We start from the raw sequence: 24,051 nt of genomic DNA on the forward strand, positions 1-24,051 counted from the left end.
ATGATAAGAATGACGGAGGAAACGCCATGAACACAGCCACCGGCAGCGACGATCCTCGCGATTACATCCGTGATCAGGGCTTTGAGAATTACACCGAGACCGATCACGCCACCTGGAGAACCCTGGCCAAGCGCCAGAGAGAGATTCTGAAGGGCCGCATCGCCGACCAGTTCCTGGAGGGGCTCGACCGCCTCGGCATCGGCGACGAGGGGATCCCCGACTTCCGCGTCATGAACCAGCGCCTCAAGGCGGCGACGGGCTGGGAAGTCAGGGCCGTGCCCGGGCTCATCCCGGATCTCGCCTTTTTCCGCATGCTGGCGAACCGTCAGTTCCCGGCGGGCTTCTGGATCCGCAAACCGGAACAGCTCGATTATATCGAGGAGCCGGATATCTTCCATGACGTGTTCGGCCATGTGCCGCTGATCATGCAGCCGATCTATGCAGATTATCTCGAATCCTACGGTAAGGCAGGGCTCGTGGCCGCCGAGCACGGAGCATTGAAATATCTGGCTCGGCTCTACTGGTACACGGTCGAGTTCGGCCTCGCCCAGACCCCTCAAGGGATGCGCATCGTCGGCGCGGGGATCGCCTCGTCCCCCGGCGAGACGATTTTTGCGCTCGAGAGCCCGTCACCGAACCGTGTTGCCTTCGATCTTGGCCGTGTCATGCGCACTCTCTACCGCATCGATGATTACCAGGAGACCTATTTCGTGCTCGACGGCATCGAAGCTTGGCCGAGCCTGGACATCGACCGGCTGATCCCGCTCTGGAAGGAACTGGAGGGGCAGGGGGAGATCGAGCCCGGGCAAATTCAGCCTGAAGACCGGATTCTGACACAGGGTGACGGCAGTTATCACCGCGCCAAATCGAAATCCGCAGCTTGAGGAAAAAACCTCTCCAAATGGGCTAGACAGGGGCCGTACGGTTTGTTACACGCACGGCCTCTTCAGCGGAGACCGCGCCGCTGAATTCGCTTCGGTGACGGGTGTGTAGCTCAGTTGGTAGAGCAGCTGACTCTTAATCAGCGGGTCCAAGGTTCGAATCCTTGCACACCCACCAAGCAGTCCTCCGAAAATCACTGAACTTCCAAGTGGCTGGAGACGGTGCCATTTCTCAATGGTTTAGCTGGATGCGGGCTGTCTCTCTGCCCCGGTTCTCGGCAGTTGAGCGCTTTCTGTCCGCTTCTTTCGCCGGCGTTTCCTCCTCCGCAAAAAGTACATTTTCTGGGCTCTGAGGAGTGGCTCAACAGAGACCGGTTCGAACCGCGACTGAGACGTGTCTCGACGCCCGGACTTGGTGCTCAAGGTCAGCTTGTCGTGTGCAAGCTGACTGTCTGAAGCCGCGGCTGCACTTCCGCAATTGATCCGAAGCAGGCATTTCCTGCGTATAGCGGCCAGGCCCTTGACACGGACCGCGCGCCAGCTGTCGGCTGGGTTTGTCTGACTAAAATGACGAAAACTCCATTCGGGCGAGCGGGCTCAATGGCCAGCTAAACGAGCGGCAAGTTCTCAAAGTCGACTTGCCACCTCACGTGCTATTGCAAGAGATGACGTCAGCCCAGGACTCTCGATTCCGAAGAGATTGATAAGGCCCGAGATGCCGTGAACCTCCGCGCCATGAATCTCGAAATCTGCGGAAGGTTTCCCTGGCTCCGTTAGCTTGGGTCTGATGCCTGAATATCCCGGAACTAGTGAGCCTCGGGGCAGGTCGGGCCAGTAGTGACGGACCGCCTCTTCGAACTCATGCTGGCGATCCTGCCTGACGTGATAATCGAGCGTATCAATCCATTCGGTGTCAGGTCCGAACCGTGCCTGGCCCGCCATATCGAGGGTGAGATGGACGCCTAGGCCGTGAGCATGAGGGGCAGGATAGATGAGCTGTGAGAAGGGAACCCGGCCTGAGGACATGAAGTAGTTGCCCTTGCAGTAGCGCGTTTCCGGAATATCCTTTGCCGACAGGCCCGTGATCTTTCGTGCAACTATTGAGGCATGAAGGCCGGCGGCATTCACCAGGATTCGGCAGCCGACTTCCACGGGCTCATCGCCTCCGCATTGGACGATGAACACGCCTCCAGCACACTCGGCGCCGACAAACGGCGTGCGGAAGGCGAAAAGAGCACCGGCATTCTCCGCATCCGCCTGCAGAGCGAGCATCAGGGCGTGGCTGTCGATAATTCCAGTAGAAGGTGACCACATTGCCCCGACGGTCTTGAGAGCAGGCTCCATCGCACGAGCCTGATGTCCCGTGATCATCTCTAGATCATCTGCACCATTGCAGCGTCCCTGTGCTGCCAATGCCTCTACAGAAGCCAATTCCGCTTCGTTGGATGCAGTGAGAATTTTTCCGCATCGGCGATGGGGAATACCGCGTGCAGCGCAATACGCGTAAAGCGCATGGCGCCCCTCAACGCAGAGGCGTGCCTTGAGGCTCCCGGGCTCGTAATAAAGTCCGGCATGGATCACCTCGCTGTTGCGGGAAGATGTCTCCATGCCGATGCCCGTTGCACCTTCCAGCACGAGAACCGATAGGTCTTGCAGAGCAAGCTCCCGCGCGACTGCAAGCCCCACGACGCCTGCGCCGATGATGATTGCATCGAAATGGTCCATGAAAGCGGATCCGGACCGGTGAGTTTTCTAAGAGGCGGGGGCGTCGCACACGAAACGGCCACTCACGACATCGAAGCCGGTGACCGGCGGTGTCGCAATGGCGCAGGCCTCCGGCCGCGCCCGAGCCAGAAGGCGGCCGTGCCCGTCAGGTGCAAGTCGTTCACCCTCGCGACAGATAACCGTGCCGCGCACCATCGTCATCACCGGCAGACCCGTCACTTCGCGCCCCTCGTAAGGTGTCCAGCCGAGGCCATCGTGCAATGTATCGGGATCGATCCTGATTTGCTTCTTGGGATCCCAGAGAACGAGATCGGCGTCAGCACCCTGGGCGATGGCGCCTTTGCGGCCCGCGAGGCCATACAAGCGAGCGGGCTCGGTCGCCGTGACCTCCACGAAGCGCTCGATCGACAGACGTCCGCTCACGACACCCTCCGAGAAAATCAGGGGAAGGCGGAGTTCGAGGCCCGGCATGCCGTATTGGACCCGGTTGAAGGCGGTATCAGGACCATCCCTCAGCTTGCCGTCGGGACCTTCCATCAAGAAGGCGGAATGGTCCGAGGACAGGATCGAGAGTGTCCCATCACTTAGCGCCGACCACAGCGCGTCCTGGCTTGTCTTGTCGCGCAGGGGAGGGCTGCAGCAGAACTTGGCGGCCTCGAAAGACGGCCGGCCAAGGGCCTCGCGCGTAAGGACCAGATATTGCGGGCAGGTTTCAGCATGGATCGGGAAGCCACGCTTCTTAGCCCATCGAACCTGCTCCACTGCTTCCGCACTCGACATATGGACCAGCACAATCGGAACGTTGACGAGTTCTGCCAGGGAGACTGCGTGATGCACCGCGTCACGCTCTGCGAGTATAGGTCTTGCGTCGGCGAGGTGATGGATCTTGCTGTAGCCGGCTGACAGGAGTTTCTCAGTGAACCACGCAATCATGTCGTGGCTCTCCGCATGGATGAGCGGCATCGCTCCCTCGCGCCGAACGGCTGCCAGAACGTCGAGCGCTGCTCGATCATCAAGCCGAAGGGCGTCGTAGGTGAGATAAATCTTCACCGATGTGAAGCCCTCGCTCACAAGCGCAGGCAAGTCGATGTCCAGCGTCTGCTGGGAGGCATCCGTCACGATCAGGTGGAAACCGTAGTCAACGACGGACTTGCCCTCTGCACGAGTCTTGTAATCATCAACCACGCGACGAAGGCTTTGGCCTCGATGCTGGGCTGCGAATGAAATAAGCGTGGTGGTTCCGCCGAAGGCGGCCGCCATGCTCGCGCTAGCGAAATCGTCGGCGGTGCGGGCACCACTCGAAACCATCTGGTCGATATGACAATGTGCATCGACTCCGCCAGGGAGTACGAGAAGACCTCGCGCGTCGATCACGTCACCCGCGGACGAGAGCCCCGACCCTACCACCGCGATCCGGCCGTCGCGGATGCCGATGTCCGTTTCCGCGACGCCCTGTGGAGTCACGACCCGGCCGCCGCGGACCACTACGTCGAACGATTGCATGCTCATAAGAAACTCGGCCTTTGCTGCCAAAGGGTCAGGCTGAATGCATGACGGTCTTGTTCTGCATCCGGGACACGAGGCGCACGAACGGCCAGAACATGAGGAAATACACGATGGCCGCCGCCACGAGCGGGGTCGGGTTGTACAGGAGGCCCTGCGCAATTTGTGCCGAGCGCAGCAACTCCTGCAGCGCCACCGCAGACGCGATGGAAGTCTGCTTGAAGAGCTCGACCGTGTTACTCACCAGATCGGGCAGCACGTTGCGGGTTCCCTGCGGGGCTACCACATAGGCCATGCTTTGCAGCCAAGTGAGACCCGTCGAGCGGGCGGCCTCCCGCTGTCCCTTCGGCACGGATTCGAGGCCCGCTCGGAAAATCTCGGCGAAATAGCTTGAACCGTTCAGCGTCAGGGCCAGGACGGCTGCCGGGAATTCTCCTAAGCTAAGGCCGAGGAACGGAAAGCCGAAGAATATGAAGATCAGCAGGACGAGGGGCGGGATTGCGCGCAGCACGTCCACATAGGCAACGAGCACGAAGCGCAACGGAGTGTTCTGCACGTCTTGCGCGACCGCGATGACAAGGCCGATCCCAATGGAGAGAGGTATCGCGACTGCTGCGAGGGCTAGGGTCAGCCATAGTCCTTCGACGAGGAGAGGCCAGACCTCCCAGAGGATGTCGAGATTGAAGAAGGTGTTGACGAGCTCGCTCATTAGGTCCTCGGATGGGCGTAGGCCTGCTCAAGCCAGCGCGTGAAGCGCACGAACGGAAGGAATAGAGCGAGAAAGAGAAGCGCACCGACGGTCAAGGCAGTCGGATTGGCAACATTAGACTGGATGCTCGATGTGACATTGAGCAGTTCTGGAACAGCGACGACGGAACCGAGAGTGGTGCCCTTGCTGATGCCGATCGCGCGATTTGTGAGGGGCGGGATAGATATCCGCACCACTTGAGGCAAGATGATATAAGAAAGCGTCTGAGTAAAACTCAAACCAGTCGAGCGGCCCGCCTCCCACTGCCCCTTGTGGACTGCATTGATCCCGGCCCAGAAGATCTCTTCCGCGAATGCCGATAGAACCACGGCGAGAGCGACTACAGTGGCAGTGAACGGCTCGAGAACCAGCCCGAAATGGGGTAGGGCGAAGTAGGCGAGCACAATCAGCACAAGCTGCGGAATCGAACGGAAGAAGTCGATATAGAAGATGATGAGTGCGTTGAGCGGCTTGATGCCGTAGAGCCGAATGATTGCAATCAGGAGCCCAAGCGGAATCCCGATTACGATCGTCAGCACCGACATCTGGACCGTGACGAGGAATCCCCTGAGGATGTCCGGCCAGTAGGCCGCCATCAGCGGGAAGTCGAAGAAATATCGAACAATCTGATCCATCAGCCGCCGTCAGGATTTGGTGCGTGTCACAAATTCGCGGATGCGGGGATTTTGCGGAGACACCAGGATCTCCTCAGGCGTACCTTGCGCCAGAATCGACCCGTGTTCCATGAACACCACCCGATCCGCCACCTCACGGGCGAACTGCATCTCGTGAGTAACCACGATCATGGTCATGCCCATCTCTTTTGTGCGCACCATCACATTCAGCACCTCGCCGACCAGTTCCGGATCGAGGGCCGAGGTAGGCTCGTCGAAGAGCATCACCTGCGGTTCGAGCGCCATCGCTCGGGCTATACCGACACGCTGCTGCTGTCCACCAGAGAGCTGTGCTGGATAAGAGTCCGCTTTATGGCCAAGACCGACAAGCTCGAGGTACTTGAGGGCCTTCGCATTCGCCTCTGCTTTGGACAGGCCGAGGACCTTGCGCAGGGCGAGGGTCACGTTGCCTAGCGCCGTTTTGTGCGGATAGAGATTGATGCTCTGAAACACCATGCCGATGCGCCGTCGCAGGGCGTTGAGATCCACGTTCCTACCCGTGATCTCGCTCCCACCAACGACAATACGCCCGCTGGTGGGTTCTTCGAGGCGATTGATGCAGCGTAGGCAAGTGCTCTTACCCGAGCCTGACGAGCCGACGATGACGACGGCCTCGCCCTTCCTCACATTGAGGTTGATACCGTGGAGGACCTCCACGGTACCATAAGACTTACGGAGCTCCTCAATGACGACGAGATCGTCGTCATCGGTGGTGCCGATGTTATTTTGCATAACCATCACTGGCAGGACGCCTTGCGTTCGGTGGCATCGTAGCCCTCGAACTCGGGCGCTCCTGTTCCAGGATAGACCTTCGCAGTCGAGGATCCTTCCTCCGGCGGAACGCCGAACCATTTCTCATAAATCTTGGCGAGGGTGCCATCCGTCTTCAGGCACTCGACGGCCCCCTCAACTTTTGCACGGAAATCCGTATCTTCCTTGCGGAAGGCAATGCCGAAGTTCCGGCCGCTGTCGAGGACAAAAGCAACCTCGGTATTGGGGACCTGGGTCGAGACGTAGCGGGAGACGGGAGCATCCGCGACATTCGCGAAAGCGCGACCGATCATGACCGCCTGCACGGCATCCGCATTCTTATTATAGCGCTGGATCGAATAGCCGTACTTGGCCTGATTATCTGTGAGCCACTTGTCCGAGATGCTGCCGTTATTAACGGTCAGCTCCTTACCCTTCAGGTCCTCAAGATTGGCGATCTTGCCGCCCTTCTTGACAAGGAAGCCCATGCCGGTCGGCATGTAGGGTTCGCTGAACAACATCTGGGCTGCGCGTTCGGCGGTGATGTTTGTCGGTGCCGGAATCATTTCGTAGCGTTTGGAGAACAGCCCAGCAAAAATCGCCGAAAAGTTGCTGTCCGTGACCTCGATGCCCGGGCGGCCGAGCTTCTTCGCGATGGCTTCCGCGAAATCATAGGTAAAGCCGGTGATCTCGCCGGACGGCTTCTTGAAACAGAAGGGTGCGAAACCGAGGTCGCAGGCGATCTTCAGCTTCTCGCTTTGAGGGTGATCGGCATCCTGTGCCAGGACGGGAGTAGCGAGCAGAGCGGCAAGAGCCAAGCCTTGAACTGCAGTACGCATTCCCTTCATCGATGAAATCCACATAACCTCTGTTCCCTTATGATTATATTGATGGAATGAGCCATCCGAAGATCAGCGTATCAGCAGTCACCCATTCCTTGCCCATGCTATCTTATGGCCGAGGCATAACATTGTGTTAAGAAACAGTGTTCGTGTGCGGATCGGATTTCGGGATCGGTGCGCGACCGAGGTCGTGCAGGATCTTTGTGAATGCCTGAGCAATGCGCGAGAGAGGCTCGAGACGCGACGTAACGAGGTGAACGTGCATCTGCGTATGCGGCACGAACGGCCGCGCCTCGATTTCGGGCCAAGTACCGCCGCGGATCACGAATTCGTCCACGATGCCGACTCCGGCTCCGGCTTGGACCAGGGAGCAGGCCACGGGCGTGAAGCGCACGACAGTGTCGAAACGGAGCGATGTGCCGCTCGCCGAAAGGGCGCGTTCGATATGGAGACCGTAGGGGGTCTGCGGGCCGTAGCCGATAAGAGAATAGGACGCCAGATCAGCGGGGGTGATCTCGGACAGGTTCGCGAGTTCATGGCCGCGCCGGAAGATAACCCGGAGACTTCCCTTCATAATCGCCGTGTCCGCGATGGTTGGTTCATCGACGGGCAGGACTGAAAGGCCAAGATCAACCCGGTTTGCGCTGACACGGGCCACAAGTTCCTGCAGGGTTAGGATCTCAAACTCTACCCGCACATCGGGAAAATGGTGCCGGAAGTGGCAGATGGCTTCAGGCACGAAAGCCTGGCCGACGCTTGGGCTGGCGACAACATGCATGCCGCCCGTGCCACGCTCACGCAATTCCTGCGCGAGGTTGTTGACCCGCACAACACCCTGGTGGACCTGATCCACCTCTGCAAAGAGCCGCCTGGCCTCAGGGGTCGGCTGGACGCGGCCTTTCACCCGTTCAAAGAGCTTCATGCCGAGACGGTCCTCCGTATATGCGAGCAACCGGCTGATCGCAGGCTGCGATACCGCCAAGAGGCGGGCCGCGCCGCTAATCGAGCCCGTCACCATGACGGCCCGAAAAACCTCGATCTGACGCAGATTGAAACGCATCCAGATAACACCCTGTTATGGCCTGACGCAGAAATAGCATGAACCCGTTGGTATAACAGCCACTATGGTCGGGTATCGGCCGGCATGTAGGCGGCATTCCGCACCGGCGAGGGAGGGGACATGAAACGCATCCTGACCATTAATGATGTCGAGGCGGCAATCGCTGGCGGATCGGTTTTCGCAGCCGGAGGGGGCGGTTGGCCGGATCATGGCCGCATGTTGGGCCAGGCAGCGGTCATGACAGGTCAGCCCGAGCTTGTTTCCATGGATGAGGTTCCCGACGATGCCATCATCGCAACAGCGGCAGCCATTGGAGCCCCCGCTGGCACGACTGATTGGCAGATGCTTGGCATCGACTACGTGCGTGCTGTCGAGCTGCTGCAGGACGCACTCGGGAAACCAGTTTACGGTCTGATGATCGGCCAGAATGGCATGTCCAGTACGTTGAACGCTTGGCTGCCGGGTGCTGTTCTGGGCACGAAGGTCATCGATGCGGTGGGCGACATTCGGGCTCACCCGACCGGTGATATGGGATCGATCGGGCTTGCGGGCAGTCCGGAAGTGACAATTCAGACAGCGGCGGGCGGAAACCGTTCCCAAAATGCCTATATCGAGCTCGTGGTTCGCGGTACGACTGGGAAAGTCTCGCCAATCCTGCGTACGGCTTCCGATATGTCGGGCGGCTTCATTGCTTCCTGCCGCAACCCCGTTCCGGCCTCCTATGTCCGCCAGCATGCGGCTCTCGGTGGGATCTCAATGGCATTGGCGCTCGGCGAACGTATTCTGGCTGCAAGGCCGAAAGGCGGCCGCGCTGTCATTGACGCGATTTGCGATCAGACGTTGGCTGTGGTGGTCGGCCGAGGCACCGTCGTGCGAAAATCCGTCGAGTATACCCGACAGGCCTTTGATGTCGGCACCATTCAGATCGGTGAGGGGAAGAGTGCCCGCATTCTGCACGTGATGAATGAATATATGGCTGTGACCGACCTCGACGGGCAGCGTGTCGCGACCTATCCGGACGTCATAACCACGCTGGATAATGATGGCATGCCGATCAGCGTCGGCCACGTACGGGAAGGCATGGAGCTCGCCATCCTGCGTATTGCGAAAGATCATATCCCGCTCAGCGCCAGCGTGTCTGATCCTAGCGTGTACCCCGTCGTCGAGGAAGCTCTGGGGCTCGACTTGACGAGCTATGCTCTGGGCAGGAACCGCACGGAGGCATCTCACAGCAGGGAATAACACGCTGTTATGAAGCATGCCAGAATAAGCATGATCGGTCTTGAACGGTTGCCGTTATGCTCGCGGCATCACAGGTCGGCTTTGCCCGCCACTCTCAAATAAGCAGGTTCTCATGAGCGATTTTGATCTCGTCCTTCGCGGCAACGTAGTTCTGTCAGACCGGATCATCGAAGACGGCTATGTCGCCGTCTCCGGTGGAAAAGTTGCGGCCGTCGGTGCAGGCGCGCCGCCTTCGGCTCGCGAGGCGCAGGATTTCCGTGGCCAGTGGATCATCCCCGGTGTGATCGATGGGCAGGTCCATTCCGGCAGCCAGGCCAACCACGAGGGCATCGGCATGTGCTCGCGTGCGGCCGCGGCGGGCGGCGTGACGGTCATGGTCGATATGCCCTACGACGAGCCGGAGCCGGTGACGAATTCCACCCTGTTCAATGAAAAGGTCGCCACGGTCCAACGTGACGCCCACGTTGATGTGGCGCTCTATGCCACGATCACAGTCGAGAATGGCCTTGATGCGATTCCGGGTCTGGTTGAGGCGGGCGCATGCGCGTTTAAGTTCTCAACTTTCGAGGCGAACCCCACCCGCTTCCCGAGAATTGGTGATGACACAATCTATGAGGCTTTCAGGCGCCTTGCCCCGACGGGCTTGCTCTGTGGTGTCCATAACCAGGACCAGGAAATGACGAGGCGCAACATCGCCCGCCTCATCGAGGCTGGCGACACTGGACCCGATGCCTTCGGCCGCGCGCACACTCCGCTGATCGAGAACCTCGCCACCGCCCGTATTTACGAGATCGGTGCTGAGACAGGTGCGCGCGCGCACGCAGTCCATGTTTCGACCTCGCGCGGGTTCGAGATCGCCAACCTGTACAAGCGCGCCGGCTATAAGGCTTCTATTGAGAGCTGCGTGCAATATCTGATGCTGAACGAAGAGGAGCATGTCCGGCGCTTTGGCGCGAAGGTGAAGCATTATCCGCCGATTCGCCCGAAGGCCGAAACGGAGCTCCTCTGGAGCCATATTGCAGCGGGACATTGCGACTTCGTCTCCTCCGACCATGTCTCGTGGGGACTTGAGAAGAAGAGTGACCCGAACATCTTCAAGAACACCTCAGGCGGTCCGGGTATCGAAACCCTTCTGCCGGCCTTCTGGACCGGCTGCGAGGAGCACGGCATCTCGCCGACCATGGTGGTCAAGCAGCTCTGCGAGGGACCGGCGAAGGCTTTCCTTTTGGCCGATAAGGGGCGCCTTGAAGCGGGAGCCGATGCGGATATCGTCGTACTGGAATCCGGCCGCTTCCCGTTCGATCCGTCGAAGAGCCTCTCCGCTGTGAAGTGGAGTTCCTTCGAGGGCCGTGAGTTCACCGTCCGCGTGGCGGCAACTTATGTGCGCGGCGCACTCGCCTGGGACGGATCGGCGATCCGCAACAACGCCGGCGACGGTCGCTTCCTCCGTCCGGCGGCGTAACGGCCGTGACCATCGACTCCGATCGCCTATGGAAGCGCATCGAGGCCCTGTCGCGGATCACCGATCCCGACCGCCCGTGGACGCGCCGCTCCTTCTCGCCCCTCTTCTTAAAGGGGCGGGAATGGCTCGCCAACGAGTTCCGCGCTGGCGGGCTTGAGACATCGATAGATGCTGCCGGCAACCTCGTCGGCCGGCTCGCCGGATCCGATCCGAACCTGAAGCCGATCGTCATCGGCTCCCACTCGGATACGGTGCCCTCGGGTGGTCGTTATGACGGCATTCTTGGCGTACTCGCCGGACTTGAAGTAGCGCAGAGCCTCATTGAACGTGGCGAGCGTCTGCGTCATCCCTTGGAAGTCTACGATTTTCTGGCCGAGGAGCCGAGCGAATTCGGCCTGTCCTGCATCGGCAGCAGGGCTCTGGCCGGAATGCTGTCCGCCGACATGCTGGATCTCAGGCGGCCTGACGGTATGAGCTTGAGGGAGGGCTTGGCCTATGTTGGCGGAGATCCCGAAAACCTCGCTTCCGTCAGACGCTCCCCCGACGGCACGGCGGCCTATGTGGAGGTGCATATCGAACAGGGGCGTGTGCTCGAACAGGAGGGCACTCCCATTGGGATCGTCACGGATATTGTCGGTATCCACCGCGAGCGCATCACGATCAAGGGTCGCGCCGATCACGCGGGCGCAACTCCAATGCCCCTTCGGGCGGATGCATTGGTCGGTGCGGTGCGCATCGTAGAGACAGTCTATGCGCGCGCTCTCGCGCTGTCGGACAGCGACAAGCCCCTCGTGGCTACGGTCGGAAAGCTGGATGTTCGTCCGAACGCGGCTAATGCGGTGCCGGGTGAAGTCGAAATGGTTCTTGAAGTACGATGCGGCGACGAAGCCGCGACCCGTACCTTCAGCGAAACATTGATTGAAGAGGTCCGCCCTTCGCTTGAGGCACTCAGACTCCAAGTTCAGGTGGAGCCTGTGAGCCATGCTTCGCCGACACCCTGCGCTCCTTTCGTGCGCGAGGCGATCAGGGCTGCAGCATCATCCCAGGGATTATCGGCAAGGAACCTACCGAGCGGGGCGGGACACGATGGTGTTTTCGTTGCGCTGACGGGGCCGATTGGAATGATTTTCGTGCCTTGCCGCGACGGTCGCAGCCACGCGCCGGAGGAATCGATTGAACCGCAGCAGGCTGCTGACGGCGCCCGCGTTCTCTTCGAGACCGTGCGCCGGCTCGACACGATACTCGGGTGATGCCATGGATTGGGCGACAGGCGAGCTAACCGATCGCAACCTTTACAAGCTTCTGGTGAACACGGTTCTACCGCGACCCATTGCACTCGTCACCACTGTTGACGGACAGGGAAACGTCAACGCCGCGCCATTCAGCTTCTTCAACGTTTTCAGCCATGCTCCCCCGCTTGTCGTCTTGGGCATTGAGGGTCGTGAGCCGGCAGAAGCGCCGTTGAAGGATACGATGCGCAATATCCGTGCGACAGGGAGCTTCGTGGTTAATCTCGTCGACCGAGCTCTTGTGGAAGCCATGACGGTCTGCGCTATCGACCTGCCGTCCGGGATCGACGAACTTGCCGCCGCCGGCCTAGCATCCACCCCAAGTCGACAGGTAGCAGCTCCACGAATTGCGGCGTCTCCAGTGCAACTTGAGTGCCGAGAAACGGTATCCCTGTCACTGGGCACGCGCCATCGCAATCTCGTTGTGGGCGAAGTCATCCATCTGCACATCCGGGATGGTCTCGTAGACGAGAACTTCCATGTCGATATCGACGCGCTGGACCTCGTTGGCCGTCTGCATGGTGCAGACTGGTATGTCACCACGCGGGATCGTTTCCAAGTGCCGCGGCAGAGCTACGAGTCGTGGCACGCAAAACAAGAGAGATCGCGGGCCGACAACGATAAAGGCGAACCATGAGCGGAACCATCTACGTCATCAATCCCAACTCCAATGAAACCGTAACGGCGGGCATCGACGCTGCTGTGGCACCGCTGCGCTCCACAGACGGCCCTGCGATTGCTTGTGTGACCCTGCTTGATGGCCCTCCAGGGATCCAGTCCCAGCGCGATGTGGACGGCATTGTCGGCCCGCTCCTGAAACAAGCGGCGTCGCTTGAGAGCGAGGCAGCGGCCTTCGTGGTGGCCTGCTTCTCCGACCCAGGCATGTATGCGCTGCGCGAGCAGAGTGTGCGACCGGTCTTGGGTATTGCCGAGTGCGGCGTCCTGACTGCCCTGACGCTCGGCCAGCGCTTCGGCGTGATTGCGATTCTGCCCACCTCGATTCCACGTCATCTTCGCTATTTCGGTGCTATGGGCGTACTCGATCGTTTCGCCGCCGATCTTTCCATCGGACTGGGCGTTTCCGAGCTTTCCGACGAGACGCGCACCCTCGGGCGTATGATCGAAGTCGGCCGTACGCTCCGGGATACACATGGGGCTGACGTTCTTGTGATGGGATGTGCCGGCATGGCCCGTTTTCGCGAGACGCTGGAGCGGGAACTCGGGATCCCTGTCGTGGAGCCTACGCAGGCGGCCGTCACCATGGCGGTCGGCCGGGTGCGTCTGGGGTGGGGCGGCCGTCCATCCGTGGGATCCGCCCGATGACCAATCTGCTCACGAGGCTTGCAACCATCGTTGGCGAGAGGAACGTTCTCACCGACGATGCATCGATCGGTCCGTATCTCAATGACTGGCTCGGAAAGTACCATGGCGCGGCACAGGCAGTGGTCCGGCCCGGCTCTGCGGCGGAGGTGGCGGCCATTCTCGCCCTTTGCCATGAGACGAGAACTCCGATAGTTCCGCAGGGCGGCAACACAAGCATGTCGGGCGGTGCAACTCCCGATACATCTGGGGGCGCAATCGTCCTGTCGCTGACGCGAATGAACCGAATCCGCGAGATCGATCCCATTGGAAACACGATCACCGTTGATGCCGGAGCCGTGCTGGCCCACGTTCAGACTGCCGCGAAAGAGATCGGTCGCTTCTTCCCCTTGAGTCTCGGAGCCGAAGGAAGCTGCACAATCGGCGGTAATCTCGCGACGAATGCAGGCGGGGTTGCCGTGCTGCGCTACGGCACAATGCGGGAACTGACCCTCGGCCTCGAGGTTGCCCTGCCAGACGGTCGCATCTGGGACGGTCTCGCAGCCCTGCGCAAGGACAATACCGGTTATGCCCTACGCGATCTCTTCATCGGCTCCGAAGGTACACTCGGCGTCATTACCGGCGCGGTACTGAAGCTTTTTCCTGAACCAAAGGCGAAGGCAACGGCTCTCGTTGCCGTTCAGGATGCGGAGGCGGCACTCTCTTTGCTTTCTGTCGTGCGGGACAAGTGCGGCGATCGCCTCACGGCCTTCGAATTTATGACCGACGCGTGCGTAAACCTCGTACTTCGCCACGTCGCCGATGCCCGTATTCCCTTTGGAGCCGTGCCTCCGGCCGTGGTGCTGGTGGAGTTGTCTGATACGGATGACGACGCGGCTCTGACAGCCCGGCTAGAGGACGCGCTCGTCGCCGCAACTGAAACTGAGCTTGCTCTGGATGCCACGATTGCCCAGGACATTGCCCAGGCCAGGGTTTTCTGGCGCCTGCGTGAGGCAATTTCCGAGGCTCTGGTGCGCGAGGGAAAAGCCGCCAAACATGATATTTCGGTTCCCGTTGCCCGCATGGCCGAATTCATCGTGGCTGCCGATAAGGCTGTGGCGGCGGTATCCTCCCGCGTCCGGCATGTGGTTTTCGGTCACCTCGGAGACGGGAATCTGCACTATAACCTGCTAAGGGCCACGGATATGAGCGAAGCCGACTTCGCCGCTCTGGCCCCGAGCCTCACCCGAGTCGTGCATGACGAAGCCAAAGCCTACCGAGGCTCCATCAGCGCCGAACACGGAATCGGGCAGCTGCGCGTCGGCGACATGCCACGCTACAAGGCCCCTATAGAACTCCAAATCATGGCTGCCCTGAAAGGATTATTCGATCCCGCCGGGCTCCTCAATCCGGGCAAACTTCTGCCTCTCACAGAAAAAGAGTAAGGAACGACATCTCATGGCATTGCTCGATGAAAGCGCCAAGGGCGTCTATGTCATCGCCGTCACTCCCTTCGCAGATGACGGCGCTCTCGACCTGGAGAGCACCGACCGGATGGTCGATTTCTATCTCGAGAAGGGCGCCACCGGCCTGACCGTGTTGGGCATGATGGGCGAGGCACCCAAGCTGACTGCTGCGGAGTCGAACGCTTTTGTGAAGCGCGTTCTGGCGCGGGTTGGAGGCCGCGTGCCGGTGGTCGTGGGCGTGTCGGCTCCCGGCTTCGCGCCGATGCGCGAGTTGTCCGAGAGCGTGATGGCGGAAGGCGCTGCCGGTGTCATGGTGGCGCCGCCCGGCAATCTCAGGACTGACGATCAAATCTACAATTATTATGAGGCGGTCGCTGAAACTCTCGGCAATACGCCCTTTGTGCTCCAGGATTTTCCGTTAGTGACAAGCGTGCAGATCTCTCCTGCGACGATCCTGCGTATCGTGAAGGAGCTGTCGACCTGCGTAATGCTGAAGCACGAGGATTGGCCCGGCCTTTCCAAGATTTCGGCGCTACGCGCGGCGAGCGACAGGGGAGAGCGGCGCATCTCAATCCTGGTCGGCAACGGCGGCATGTTCCTTCCTGAGGAGCTAGGGCGCGGCGCCGACGGGGCCATGACTGGCTTCGCCTATCCGGAAATGATGGTCGACGTCTGGAAGGCCTACACGGCAGGTGACGTCGAGCACGCTCATGATCTCTTCGATGCCTATCTTCCTCTCGCGCGCTACGAGCAGCAGCCGGGCCTTGGGTTGACACTCCGCAAGTACACGCTAGCGAAGCGTGGGGCTATTGCCTCGGGAGCCCTGCGCAAGCCCGGCCCCAAGCTCTCGAATAAAGACATCGCAGAGGTCGAGCGCCTCATCGCTCGTCAGACTCGTCGCCTTGCGGAGATTGGATGATGGACCTCGGACTTTATGGAAAGCGGGCGCTTGTCATTGGGGCGAGCCGGGGCCTCGGCGCAGCCATAGCACGGACTCTTGCAGTGGAGGGAGCAACCGTCGTAGCGGCGGCTCGCCGTGTGGAAGCGATCAATGGTTGGATCGCCGAACTCCCGGCAGATGTCCGCGGGCGCGTGACTGCCGAGCAACTTGATCTCTCAGACGTCGCATCTGTCGATGTCCTTTGTGACCGGCTCCTCGGGACAGGCGGGGTCGACATTCTCGTCGGGAACTCCGGTGGTCCGCCGCCAGCGGAAGCTCGCGAGTCCAAGCGCGATGATTGGCTCGTCCATTTTGAGGCGATGGCTGCAAACCTCTTTCACGTAACGCAGCGCCTGCTGCCGCCTATGGCCGAACGAGGCTGGGGACGGATCATCACCATCGCATCTTCCGGTGTCGAACAGCCAATCCCCCGCCTAGCGCTGTCCAACGGAATTCGGTCCGCGGTGATCGGCTGGTCGAAGACGCTCGCGTCCGAAGTGGCCGCACAAGGAATTACCGTCAACGTTGTGCTGCCGGGCCGCATCCACACGGAGCGTGTTGATCAGCTCGACAAGGCAGCCGCCGACCGTAGCAACTCGTCCGTTGAGGCTGTCGCAAAGGCCTCGATGGCAAGCATTCCGGCTGGCCGCTACGGCCGCCCGCAGGAATTTGCCGATATGGTGGCATTTCTTGCCAGCGAGCGCGCCTCTTACGTGACAGGCTCAAAAATCCGCATTGACGGCGGTGCCACGCGGTCAATCTAGTCGGCCGCTCCGGCCTCCCCGCCCACTATCTCTCGTTCGATATGGAGAGGCCCGGGTGGGGAGCGGGTGTGCGGACTAAAACTTGCTCGTTTGACTGAACCAGGGGCTTTACGTCACGATGAAAGCTGACCCATGGGGCAGGGCAGGAGAGGGATGGTTCTTTCGGCATTCACGAGCGGTCTGAGTTTTCCATCCAGGTCGGACCTTCGATGGCAGAGACACGGTTAGTAAGTTCGAATCCTTGCACACCCACCAAGCAGTCCTCGAAAATCGCTGACTTTCCAAATGGCCAGAGACAGTGGCATTTCTCAATGGTTTAGCTGGATGCGGGCCGTCTCTCTGCCCCGGTTCTCGGCAGTTGAGCGCTTTCTGTCCGCTTCTTTCGCCGGCGTTTTCTCCTCCGCAAAAAGTACATTTTCCGGGCTCTGGGAGTGGCTCAACAGAGACCGGTTCGAACCGCGACTGAGACTTGTCTTGTCCCGGACTTAGTGCTCACGGTCAGCTTATCGTGTGCAAGCTGACTGTCTGAAGCCGCGGCTGAACTTCCGCAATTGATCCTTTGCAGACATTGCCGCATTCCCTCTCATGAGCGCCTTACCTCTCAGAAACATGGGTAACTTGCATCACTCACCAATGAGCCTTTAGGCTCTGAGAAAGAAGCTCCGCCCCTGTTAGGATGTTCGGAAATGAACCTGCGCTTCGTCGAGACGTTTCTTTGGGTCGCGAGGCTGGGGAGTTTCAGCGCGGCAGCCGAGAGGCTTCACACCACACAAGCGGCAATTTCGAACCGTATTGCCACCCTCGAGCGAGATCTCGGGATCCGGCTTTTTGAGCGGGATGTCCGCTGTGTCCGCCTCACCCCCTTAGGGCAGCAGGCAGTCCCGAAGGCCGAGGAACTGGTGCGGGTCGCCAACGAGTTTCGGGAGGCCGTAAGCGATCCTGGAAGCCTTCGTGGGTCAATCAAGATTGGTACGATCGACTCCATCGTTCATGCCTGGCTACCGCAATTCATCGAGCGCATCCGGACGCGCTACCCAAGCGTCGCCATCGATCTCAATACCGATACGAGCCTCAACCTTGCCCGTGAGGTTGCCGAACGACGTATCGACCTCGCGCTCATCATGGGGCCGGTGATCGCACCCGAAATCATCAATCTCGATTTATGCACCTTCGCGTGCACCTGGCTCGCCAGCCCGAAGCTCGCCCTCCCAGACAAACCACTGACTCTGGCGGAGGTCGCAGACCAGCCCATCCTGGCCTATTCCAAGGACAGCGTGCCCCATCATCGTGTCCTGCGGCAGCTCTCCGACATAGGGATCGAGGATCCGACGATCTACAATTCCAATTCCCTCGCCACTATCATCCGGCTGGCGCAGGACGGCATCGGTATAACGCCACTGCCAACCGTGATCGTGCGAGAGCAGCTCGCGGCCCGAACGCTGATAGCGCTCGACGTGACGCCAGCCTTTCCGCCACTCAGCTTCCACGCAGTCTATTCTGACCATCCGGACAACCTGATTTCGGCTGTAATGGCGCAGATGGCGCAGGAAGTCGCCCATAGTTTTTCATTGGCGCAGATGGATGGAGCATCCTGGTAGGTCGACCTTGATCGGCGCAGCGCACCATTTGTGCAGTGCCGAACAAGGAAAACTTAGGCTCCAGGGAAAGTATTTCGCGGTTGTCCCGGCGAGCACGGTACGGTCACATTTGACCATAGGTTCAAAGGAGGCCGTGCCGTGAAAGTCAGTCTAATTCAGATGAATTCCCAGAACAACAAGGCGGAGAACCTGAAAACCGCCGCCGCGATGATCGAGAAGGCGGTAGCCGAGGAGGCGCCCGATCTCATCGTTCTTCCCGAGTACTACGCCTATCTCGGTGAGGGGCGTGACAACATCCATGGCAATGGCGAGTTCTTCCCCGACGGTGAGTCCTATAAGCTCATGTCGGGTCTTGCTGCCAAGCACCGGGTGACTATCCATGCAGGCAGCGTCGTCGAGCGCGAGGGCAACAACCATTACAACACGACTCTGGTGTTCGGCCCCAATGGCGACGAGCTTGCTCGCTACCGCAAGATCCACCTCTTCGACGTCGATGTCCCGGGCGGCGTGAGCTACCGCGAGTCGGACACGATCAGCCGCGGCCAAGACGTCGTGACCTACAAGGTCGGAGACGTCACCGTTGGTTGCGCTATCTGCTACGACATCCGCTTCCCCGAACTTTTCCGCAAGCTGCGTGATGCGGGCGCCGACGTGATCGTCTTGCCGGCCGCCTTTACGCTTATGACGGGTAAGGACCATTGGGAGGCGCTGGCTCGCGCTCGCGCCATTGAGACCCAGACCTATTTCCTGGCCGTCGGACAGGTGCTCTCGCACGCAGACGGCAAGAAGTGGTGTTGGGGCCATTCCATGGTGATCGACCCCTGGGGGCACATGGTTGCTCAGTGCTCCGACAAGGTCGCAACCACCAGCGCACGCCTCGACCTGGACTACATTGAGCATGTGCGCCGCAACGTGCCGGTCGCTCAGCACCACGTCCTGGCCTGAGGAGCGCGCATATGTTCACTGTCAATGAGATGCCGAAGCAGATCTCTCAGGAGCTGACTGCGCTGCTGGAGCAGGTCGAGACTGCGACCGTTGGGCACTTCCTCCATTCGGGCTTCGTCGACCGCGAGCTTCGTGCTGTCCTGCCTGAGAAGCGGGTTGCCGGCACCGCCGTCACCGTGCGGCTCCCGCATGCGGACAGCACGATCCTGCACTATCTCACCAAGCTCGTCCGCCCGGGCGACATCGTGGTGGTGGATCGTTGCAGTGACGACAGGCATGCCTGCTGGGGCGGCGTCATCACTCATTCCATGAAGATCGCGGGCGTGAAGGCAGGCATCGTCGACGGTCCGGCCACCGACTTCTCGGAAATCCGCCGGGTCGAGATGCCCATGTGGTGTCGCGGCCCATCGCCGATCACGACCAAGATCCTCGGCCTCGAGGGCGCGATCAACGTGCCCGTGACGGTCGGCGGCCAGGTGATCGAGCCGGGTGATGCGATCCTTGCTGACGAGAGCGGCGTGATCGTCCTCAACCCAGCCGAGGCGAAGGCCGTCGCCGAGCGGGCGATCGGCATGCAGGAAGCCGAGATCAAGCTGCTGGAGCGGCTTCGCAATGGCGAGAGGCTGCCGGACATCTCCGGCGCGACTCGTCTTGTGGAAGAGAAGGTCCGGCGCGTCGCCTGACGTGCCGGTTCGGGAAGAGAAGTCAAAAATCAGAGGGAAACAATGACGATGATGAAGCTGCGTATTCTGGTCGGCGTGTCGGCGATGGCTTTTGTCGCCGGTACGCCTGCCCTGGCCCAGACGAAGACGGTGACGCTCGCTGCCTATAGCGGCATCTTTCAGGACTACTACACGAAGGCGGTCATCGAGCCGTTCATGAAGGCTCACCCGGACATCAAGGTGCAGTTCTACGGTATGCCGAACTCGGCCCAGATGCTCGGCACGCTTCGCGCTCAGAAAGCGGCGCCGCAGATCGACGTCATGATCATGGACGTGTCTGTTTCGAAGGCGGCCACCGACGAGGGCCTGTTCGACAAGATAGACGAGAGCGTGTCGAAGAACGTGGCCGATCTCTACCCCACCGCCCGAATCGAGGGCGTCGGGGGCGTTGCTGTGACCTTCGACAATCTCGTCCTGCTCTACAACAAGGATCAGGTGAAGACGCAGCCCACCTCCTGGAACGCGCTCTGGGATAAACAATATGCCGGTAAGGTCACAATTCCCGCTGTACCGGATATCCAGGGCACGACGCTCACGATCATCGCCAACAAGATGGCAGGCCAGGAGGACTACAAGAAGACCGTTGAGCCCGGCATCAAGAAGCTCGGCGAACTCGCTCCCAACGTGCAGACCTGGGACCCGAAGCCGGACGTCTATACGCCTATCGCCAACGGTCAGGCGGCGCTCGGAATCGGCTGGAACGCCCGCGCTCAGGTCTATGCGGACACGTCTGGCGGCAAGCTCGGCGTCGTCCTGCCGCAGGAGGGCAGCGGCTTCCAGATCAACACGATCAATCTGGTGAAGAGCGCGCCGGCGGGCGATGCCGCCAAGACCTTCATCGACTATGCTCTCAAGCCTGAGACCCAGGCCGCGTTTACGGAGGCGATGTTCTACGCGCCGACCAACACGAAGGCGCAGGAGAAGATCTCCAAGGAGGCATTGGCCCGCACGGCGGCCGGCTCGATGGACAAGATGATCGCCATCGACTGGATTGCCGTCGCCGGGATCCGCGATGCGATCACGGAGCAATGGCGCCGCCGCGTCATTCCGCTGAGCCGCTAACCGCCCTGCCGCAGCCGAATGCCCGCTGGAGTAAGCCATGATGCATCAGACAATCCGTTCCGGAAGCCCGATCGTATCCAACGATCGCGACGTGCACCTGCGCCTCGAGGGGCTCTCGAAGCGCTATGGCGACGCCGTCGCCGTCGCAGCCCTCGACCTGGCGGTTCCGAAGGGAGAGCTGGTCGCGCTTCTCGGGCCGTCCGGCTGCGGCAAGACAACGACCCTGCGCATGGTCGCCGGTCTCATCAAGCCGACCGATGGGCGCATCGCGGTTGGCGGGCATGACATCACGGTGATACCGCCCTACCGGCGCGACATGGGGCTCGTGTTCCAGTCTTATGCTCTCTTTCCCCATATGAGCGTGGCGAAGAACGTGGCCTTCGGGCTCGAGATGCGCTCCGTGCCGAAGCCTGAGATCGAGCGGCGCGTTAGGGAGGCGCTCGCCATGGTGCGCCTCGAGGCACTCGCCGAGCGCAAGCCGCGCGAGCTCTCGGGCGGACAGCAGCAGCGCGTGGCCCTTGCCCGCGCCCTCGTGATCCGCCCCTCGATCCTCCTTCTCGACGAGCCATTGTCGAATCTCGATGCCAAGCTGCGCGACGAGATGCGTAACGAGATCCGCGACATTCAGCAAAGCCTAGGCATCACCGCCGTCTTCGTCACCCATGATCAGGTCGAGGCACTCAGCATGTGCGACAAGGTCGTGGTCATGCGCGGCGGCCAGCTCGAACAAGTGGGAACACCCGTCGACGTCTATGAGCATCCGGCGACCCCGTTCGTTGCGTCCTTCGTCGGACGTACCAATCGCCTCGAGGGTACGGCCCAAGGGGACGGGCGCGTCGCCATTGGTTCCATGGAAGTCCGCGTGCCCGGTCGGCCGGGCGGCATGGTCGAGATCATGATCCGCCCGCACCGCATGAGGCTCATCGAGGCAGGCTCTGGCGAGGATGCCGCCCCAGAGGGAGTGAACCGTGTCGCCGGACGTCTGACCCGGGTTACCTTCATCGGCGACCTGCTCCAGTATCATGTCGATGTGGACGGGGCGGAGATCGTGGTCGAGGCGGCTTCTGATCATGGACGCGGCTTCCGGAAAGTAGGAACGCCGGTGGCCGTGCTCTGGCGCGTCGAGGACACGATGGTGTTCGGGAGGGGTGCATGACGGTAATCGCTGCCCCTACGGCTTTTACCATGCCCCGTCTGGCTCTCGGCCGGACGGGAACGGCCATTATGCTTCTCCTGCCGATCGCGGTCATCAACGCCATCGGGTTCATCGTGCCGGTTCTCAACCTGCTGCGGATGTCCTTCAACGAGGCACTGGCTGGCGGCGGCGTGCGCGAAGCCTTCACACTCGCCAACTGGACGGGGCTCTTCGGAGATTCCTTCTACATCGAGCTCATCGTCAACTCGATCACGGTCAGCCTCGGCATTACGCTGGCGACCCTCGTCGTGTCCTATCCGATCGCGCTTTATCTCCACCGCAGTTCCGGACGGTGGCGCACCTTTCTGACCGTATTGGTCATCTCGCCGTTGCTCACCTCTGCGGTGGTGCGCACCTATGGCTGGATCGCACTCCTTGCCGACCAGGGCCCGATCGTCAGCACCATCGCGGCCATGGGCTTCGCGCCTCCGCGACTCATGTTCAACACGACTGGCGTCATCATCGGCCTGACCGAGATCCTGATGCCCTACATGATCCTGTCTCTTCTCGCCGGCTTTGGACGGCTCGACCCCCGGATCGAGGAGGCGGCGATGACCCTTGGCGCCCCACCGGCCAAGACATTCTGGCGGGTAATCCTACCCCTGACGCTGCCCGGCATCGCGTTAGGCTGCCTTCTCTGCTTCGTGCTGGCGGTCTCCTCCTTCATTACCCCGAAGTTGCTCGGGGGAGGGCGGGTCTTCCTGCTCGCGACCGAGATCTACGATCAAGCCATTGTCACCCTGAACTGGCCACTCGCCGCGACGCTCTCGATGCTCGTTCTGATCATCTTCGGGGCCGCGCTCGGAGCCTATGCCCGCGTTCTGCGCGCCATCGATTAGGAGCTCTCCATGGAAGCGAATGAAACCTCGGTGCCCATGAAGATTCTCGTGGCGCTCCTGTTCCTATTCCTCCTGGCACCCGTGATCCTCGTCGTGCCGATCTCCTTCAGCGGCGAGCAGATCCTGTCGTTCCCACCCGGGAGCTGGTCCTTGCGCTGGTACGCGGCGCTCGCCGACAGTCCGAAGATGATCTCGGCCTTCTGGACGAGCCTGATGCTCGGCGCGATCGTGACCGTCATCTCTCTCGCGGTTGCGATCCCGGCCGCCTACGTGATCGTACGGATGCGGACCTTCGGATCGACGTTCCTCTACAATCTCTTCACTGCACCGCTGTTGCTGCCCACCATTGTGCTGGGGCTCGCGATTCTCATCGTCTTCGCGTCGATAGGCTTTCTCGGCACCTTCACAGGCCTCATCATCGGGCACCTCGTGATCACGCTGCCCTATGCTCTGCGCGTGCTCGCGACGACCCTCGGAAACCTCAACCTCGCTTGCGAGGAGGCGGCCTCGACACTTGGCGGGCGTCCGCTCACGGTTTTCCGACGCGTGACGCTGCCCATGATGGCGCCCGGCATCGTGGCGGCGACGGCTCTATGCTTCCTCGTCTCCTTCGACGAGGTGGTGATCACGCTCTTCCTCACTGGGCCGCGCCTCACCACTCTGCCGGTAGAACTGTTCCACCATGTGGAGAGCCGAGCCGATCCGCTGGTGGCAAGCGTGTCGGTGCTGCTGATTCTGCTCACCCTCGCGGTGGTGATGATCGTCGACCGTACGGTTGGCCTGTCGAAGACCTTCGTGAAGTGAGGGCCCCGGCCGCTTGTGGATTATTAACCCTGTGCAGGTTGGAAAAGCTAATGTCAGAGTACGCCACTGCGAGGCGCGAGGCATGGAGCGATCCTGATCCCATTGGGATATGACGATAAGTGGAAGGTCAGGAATTGGCACGCCTGAGACTAAGCTCGAAGGCAGCAATCCTCATCGAACCGGACGTTCCGAAAACGCAGGGAATCTCGGTTCCTGACCCAGAGCGGACTTTATGCGCCAG

General features: G+C 60.7%; 23 protein-coding genes and 1 tRNA gene. 17 read left to right on the forward strand and 7 right to left on the reverse strand.

Features of this window, described 5'->3' with window-relative positions; translation table 11 throughout:
• The first annotated feature begins 26 nt into the window (after positions 1-26).
• Positions 27-884, forward strand: coding sequence for a phenylalanine 4-monooxygenase (gene phhA, locus ACUXUR_RS14125; RefSeq protein WP_445503001.1), 858 nt, complete (start codon positions 27-29; stop codon positions 882-884).
• A 99-nt stretch (positions 885-983) separates the two neighbouring features.
• Positions 984-1,059, forward strand: a tRNA-Lys gene (locus ACUXUR_RS14130).
• A gap of 449 nt (positions 1,060-1,508) precedes the next feature.
• Here the strand turns inward: ACUXUR_RS14130 and ACUXUR_RS14135 are convergent.
• From ACUXUR_RS14135 to ACUXUR_RS14165, 7 genes are all read right to left on the reverse strand, one after another.
• Positions 1,509-2,606: an NAD(P)/FAD-dependent oxidoreductase gene (locus tag ACUXUR_RS14135; protein WP_445503002.1), complete on the reverse strand. Its 1,098-nt coding sequence runs from the start codon at positions 2,604-2,606 to the stop codon at positions 1,509-1,511.
• Positions 2,607-2,633: 27 nt separating this feature from the next.
• Complete coding sequence (gene hydA, locus ACUXUR_RS14140; RefSeq protein ID WP_445503003.1) at positions 2,634-4,115, reverse strand: dihydropyrimidinase; 1,482 nt, start codon at positions 4,113-4,115, stop codon at positions 2,634-2,636.
• A gap of 28 nt (positions 4,116-4,143) precedes the next feature.
• A complete protein-coding gene (locus tag ACUXUR_RS14145; RefSeq protein ID WP_445503004.1) occupies positions 4,144-4,818 on the reverse strand; it encodes an amino acid ABC transporter permease in 675 nt (224 codons plus the stop codon).
• The gene (locus tag ACUXUR_RS14150) at positions 4,818-5,492 is read right to left on the reverse strand and encodes an amino acid ABC transporter permease (RefSeq protein ID WP_445503005.1); all 675 of its coding nucleotides are present in this window, start codon (positions 5,490-5,492) and stop codon (positions 4,818-4,820) included. Before ACUXUR_RS14150 ends, ACUXUR_RS14145 begins: the two co-directional genes overlap by 1 nt.
• Positions 5,493-5,501: 9 nt before the next feature.
• A complete protein-coding gene (locus ACUXUR_RS14155) occupies positions 5,502-6,263 on the reverse strand; it encodes an amino acid ABC transporter ATP-binding protein (RefSeq protein WP_445503006.1) in 762 nt (253 codons plus the stop codon).
• A gap of 5 nt (positions 6,264-6,268) precedes the next feature.
• Complete coding sequence (locus ACUXUR_RS14160) at positions 6,269-7,120, reverse strand: substrate-binding periplasmic protein (protein WP_445503007.1); 852 nt, start codon at positions 7,118-7,120, stop codon at positions 6,269-6,271.
• A 136-nt stretch (positions 7,121-7,256) separates the two neighbouring features.
• Complete coding sequence (locus ACUXUR_RS14165; RefSeq protein WP_445503008.1) at positions 7,257-8,183, reverse strand: LysR family transcriptional regulator; 927 nt, start codon at positions 8,181-8,183, stop codon at positions 7,257-7,259.
• A gap of 120 nt (positions 8,184-8,303) precedes the next feature.
• Between ACUXUR_RS14165 and ACUXUR_RS14170 the strand changes: the two genes are divergently transcribed.
• From ACUXUR_RS14170 to ACUXUR_RS14240, 15 genes are all read left to right on the forward strand, one after another.
• A complete protein-coding gene (locus tag ACUXUR_RS14170) occupies positions 8,304-9,425 on the forward strand; it encodes a DUF917 domain-containing protein (protein WP_445503009.1) in 1,122 nt (373 codons plus the stop codon).
• 112 nt (positions 9,426-9,537) lie between these two features.
• On the forward strand, positions 9,538-10,887 hold the full coding sequence (locus ACUXUR_RS14175) for a dihydroorotase (RefSeq protein ID WP_445503010.1): 1,350 nt from the start codon (positions 9,538-9,540) through the stop codon (positions 10,885-10,887).
• A 5-nt stretch (positions 10,888-10,892) separates the two neighbouring features.
• Positions 10,893-12,137 carry a Zn-dependent hydrolase gene (locus tag ACUXUR_RS14180; protein ID WP_445503011.1) on the forward strand — a complete coding sequence of 415 codons (1,245 nt, stop codon included), beginning with the start codon at positions 10,893-10,895 and terminating at the stop codon, positions 12,135-12,137.
• 4 nt (positions 12,138-12,141) lie between these two features.
• Positions 12,142-12,813: a flavin reductase family protein gene (locus ACUXUR_RS14185; protein ID WP_445503012.1), complete on the forward strand. Its 672-nt coding sequence runs from the start codon at positions 12,142-12,144 to the stop codon at positions 12,811-12,813.
• Positions 12,810-13,499 carry an aspartate/glutamate racemase family protein gene (locus ACUXUR_RS14190; RefSeq protein ID WP_445503013.1) on the forward strand — a complete coding sequence of 230 codons (690 nt, stop codon included), beginning with the start codon at positions 12,810-12,812 and terminating at the stop codon, positions 13,497-13,499. Before ACUXUR_RS14185 ends, ACUXUR_RS14190 begins: the two co-directional genes overlap by 4 nt.
• A complete protein-coding gene (locus ACUXUR_RS14195) occupies positions 13,496-14,920 on the forward strand; it encodes an FAD-binding oxidoreductase (protein ID WP_445503014.1) in 1,425 nt (474 codons plus the stop codon). Before ACUXUR_RS14190 ends, ACUXUR_RS14195 begins: the two co-directional genes overlap by 4 nt.
• A 13-nt stretch (positions 14,921-14,933) precedes the next feature.
• The gene (locus ACUXUR_RS14200) at positions 14,934-15,860 is read left to right on the forward strand and encodes a dihydrodipicolinate synthase family protein (protein ID WP_445503015.1); all 927 of its coding nucleotides are present in this window, start codon (positions 14,934-14,936) and stop codon (positions 15,858-15,860) included.
• Entirely contained in the window at positions 15,860-16,645 is a 786-nt protein-coding gene (locus tag ACUXUR_RS14205) for an SDR family oxidoreductase (RefSeq protein WP_445503120.1), read from the forward strand. The genes ACUXUR_RS14200 and ACUXUR_RS14205 overlap by 1 nt, the downstream gene beginning before the upstream one ends.
• A gap of 686 nt (positions 16,646-17,331) precedes the next feature.
• Complete coding sequence (locus ACUXUR_RS14210; protein WP_445503016.1) at positions 17,332-18,243, forward strand: LysR family transcriptional regulator; 912 nt, start codon at positions 17,332-17,334, stop codon at positions 18,241-18,243.
• 138 nt (positions 18,244-18,381) lie between these two features.
• Positions 18,382-19,188, forward strand: coding sequence for a carbon-nitrogen hydrolase family protein (locus ACUXUR_RS14215; RefSeq protein WP_445503017.1), 807 nt, complete (start codon positions 18,382-18,384; stop codon positions 19,186-19,188).
• An 11-nt stretch (positions 19,189-19,199) separates the two neighbouring features.
• Positions 19,200-19,871 carry an RraA family protein gene (locus ACUXUR_RS14220; RefSeq protein ID WP_445503018.1) on the forward strand — a complete coding sequence of 224 codons (672 nt, stop codon included), beginning with the start codon at positions 19,200-19,202 and terminating at the stop codon, positions 19,869-19,871.
• A gap of 51 nt (positions 19,872-19,922) precedes the next feature.
• Entirely contained in the window at positions 19,923-20,972 is a 1,050-nt protein-coding gene (locus tag ACUXUR_RS14225; RefSeq protein ID WP_445503121.1) for an ABC transporter substrate-binding protein, read from the forward strand.
• Positions 20,973-21,009: 37 nt separating this feature from the next.
• Positions 21,010-22,128 carry an ABC transporter ATP-binding protein gene (locus tag ACUXUR_RS14230; protein ID WP_445503019.1) on the forward strand — a complete coding sequence of 373 codons (1,119 nt, stop codon included), beginning with the start codon at positions 21,010-21,012 and terminating at the stop codon, positions 22,126-22,128.
• On the forward strand, positions 22,125-23,006 hold the full coding sequence (locus ACUXUR_RS14235; RefSeq protein WP_445503020.1) for an ABC transporter permease: 882 nt from the start codon (positions 22,125-22,127) through the stop codon (positions 23,004-23,006). The genes ACUXUR_RS14230 and ACUXUR_RS14235 overlap by 4 nt, the downstream gene beginning before the upstream one ends.
• A gap of 9 nt (positions 23,007-23,015) precedes the next feature.
• Entirely contained in the window at positions 23,016-23,810 is a 795-nt protein-coding gene (locus ACUXUR_RS14240) for an ABC transporter permease (RefSeq protein WP_445503021.1), read from the forward strand.
• The last annotated feature ends 241 nt before the right edge of the window (positions 23,811-24,051 follow it).

The sequence above is a fragment of the Microvirga medicaginis genome, from assembly GCF_052658925.1.

Bases quoted from the DNA above. Each gene is read 5' to 3' on its own strand.
- phhA (WP_445503001.1), top strand. From the start codon at position 27: ATGAACACAGCCACCGGCAGCGACGATCCTCGCGATTACATCCGTGAT.
- ACUXUR_RS14135 (WP_445503002.1), bottom strand. From the start codon at position 2,606: ATGGACCATTTCGATGCAATCATCATCGGCGCAGGCGTCGTGGGGCTT.
- hydA (WP_445503003.1), bottom strand. From the start codon at position 4,115: ATGAGCATGCAATCGTTCGACGTAGTGGTCCGCGGCGGCCGGGTCGTG.
- ACUXUR_RS14145 (WP_445503004.1), bottom strand. From the start codon at position 4,818: ATGAGCGAGCTCGTCAACACCTTCTTCAATCTCGACATCCTCTGGGAG.
- ACUXUR_RS14150 (WP_445503005.1), bottom strand. From the start codon at position 5,492: ATGGATCAGATTGTTCGATATTTCTTCGACTTCCCGCTGATGGCGGCC.
- ACUXUR_RS14155 (WP_445503006.1), bottom strand. From the start codon at position 6,263: ATGCAAAATAACATCGGCACCACCGATGACGACGATCTCGTCGTCATT.
- ACUXUR_RS14160 (WP_445503007.1), bottom strand. From the start codon at position 7,120: ATGCGTACTGCAGTTCAAGGCTTGGCTCTTGCCGCTCTGCTCGCTACT.
- ACUXUR_RS14165 (WP_445503008.1), bottom strand. From the start codon at position 8,183: ATGCGTTTCAATCTGCGTCAGATCGAGGTTTTTCGGGCCGTCATGGTG.
- ACUXUR_RS14170 (WP_445503009.1), top strand. From the start codon at position 8,304: ATGAAACGCATCCTGACCATTAATGATGTCGAGGCGGCAATCGCTGGC.
- ACUXUR_RS14175 (WP_445503010.1), top strand. From the start codon at position 9,538: ATGAGCGATTTTGATCTCGTCCTTCGCGGCAACGTAGTTCTGTCAGAC.
- ACUXUR_RS14185 (WP_445503012.1), top strand. From the start codon at position 12,142: ATGGATTGGGCGACAGGCGAGCTAACCGATCGCAACCTTTACAAGCTT.
- ACUXUR_RS14190 (WP_445503013.1), top strand. From the start codon at position 12,810: ATGAGCGGAACCATCTACGTCATCAATCCCAACTCCAATGAAACCGTA.
- ACUXUR_RS14195 (WP_445503014.1), top strand. From the start codon at position 13,496: ATGACCAATCTGCTCACGAGGCTTGCAACCATCGTTGGCGAGAGGAAC.
- ACUXUR_RS14200 (WP_445503015.1), top strand. From the start codon at position 14,934: ATGGCATTGCTCGATGAAAGCGCCAAGGGCGTCTATGTCATCGCCGTC.
- ACUXUR_RS14205 (WP_445503120.1), top strand. From the start codon at position 15,860: ATGGACCTCGGACTTTATGGAAAGCGGGCGCTTGTCATTGGGGCGAGC.
- ACUXUR_RS14210 (WP_445503016.1), top strand. From the start codon at position 17,332: ATGAACCTGCGCTTCGTCGAGACGTTTCTTTGGGTCGCGAGGCTGGGG.
- ACUXUR_RS14220 (WP_445503018.1), top strand. From the start codon at position 19,200: ATGTTCACTGTCAATGAGATGCCGAAGCAGATCTCTCAGGAGCTGACT.
- ACUXUR_RS14225 (WP_445503121.1), top strand. From the start codon at position 19,923: ATGAAGCTGCGTATTCTGGTCGGCGTGTCGGCGATGGCTTTTGTCGCC.
- ACUXUR_RS14230 (WP_445503019.1), top strand. From the start codon at position 21,010: ATGATGCATCAGACAATCCGTTCCGGAAGCCCGATCGTATCCAACGAT.
- ACUXUR_RS14235 (WP_445503020.1), top strand. From the start codon at position 22,125: ATGACGGTAATCGCTGCCCCTACGGCTTTTACCATGCCCCGTCTGGCT.
- ACUXUR_RS14240 (WP_445503021.1), top strand. From the start codon at position 23,016: ATGGAAGCGAATGAAACCTCGGTGCCCATGAAGATTCTCGTGGCGCTC.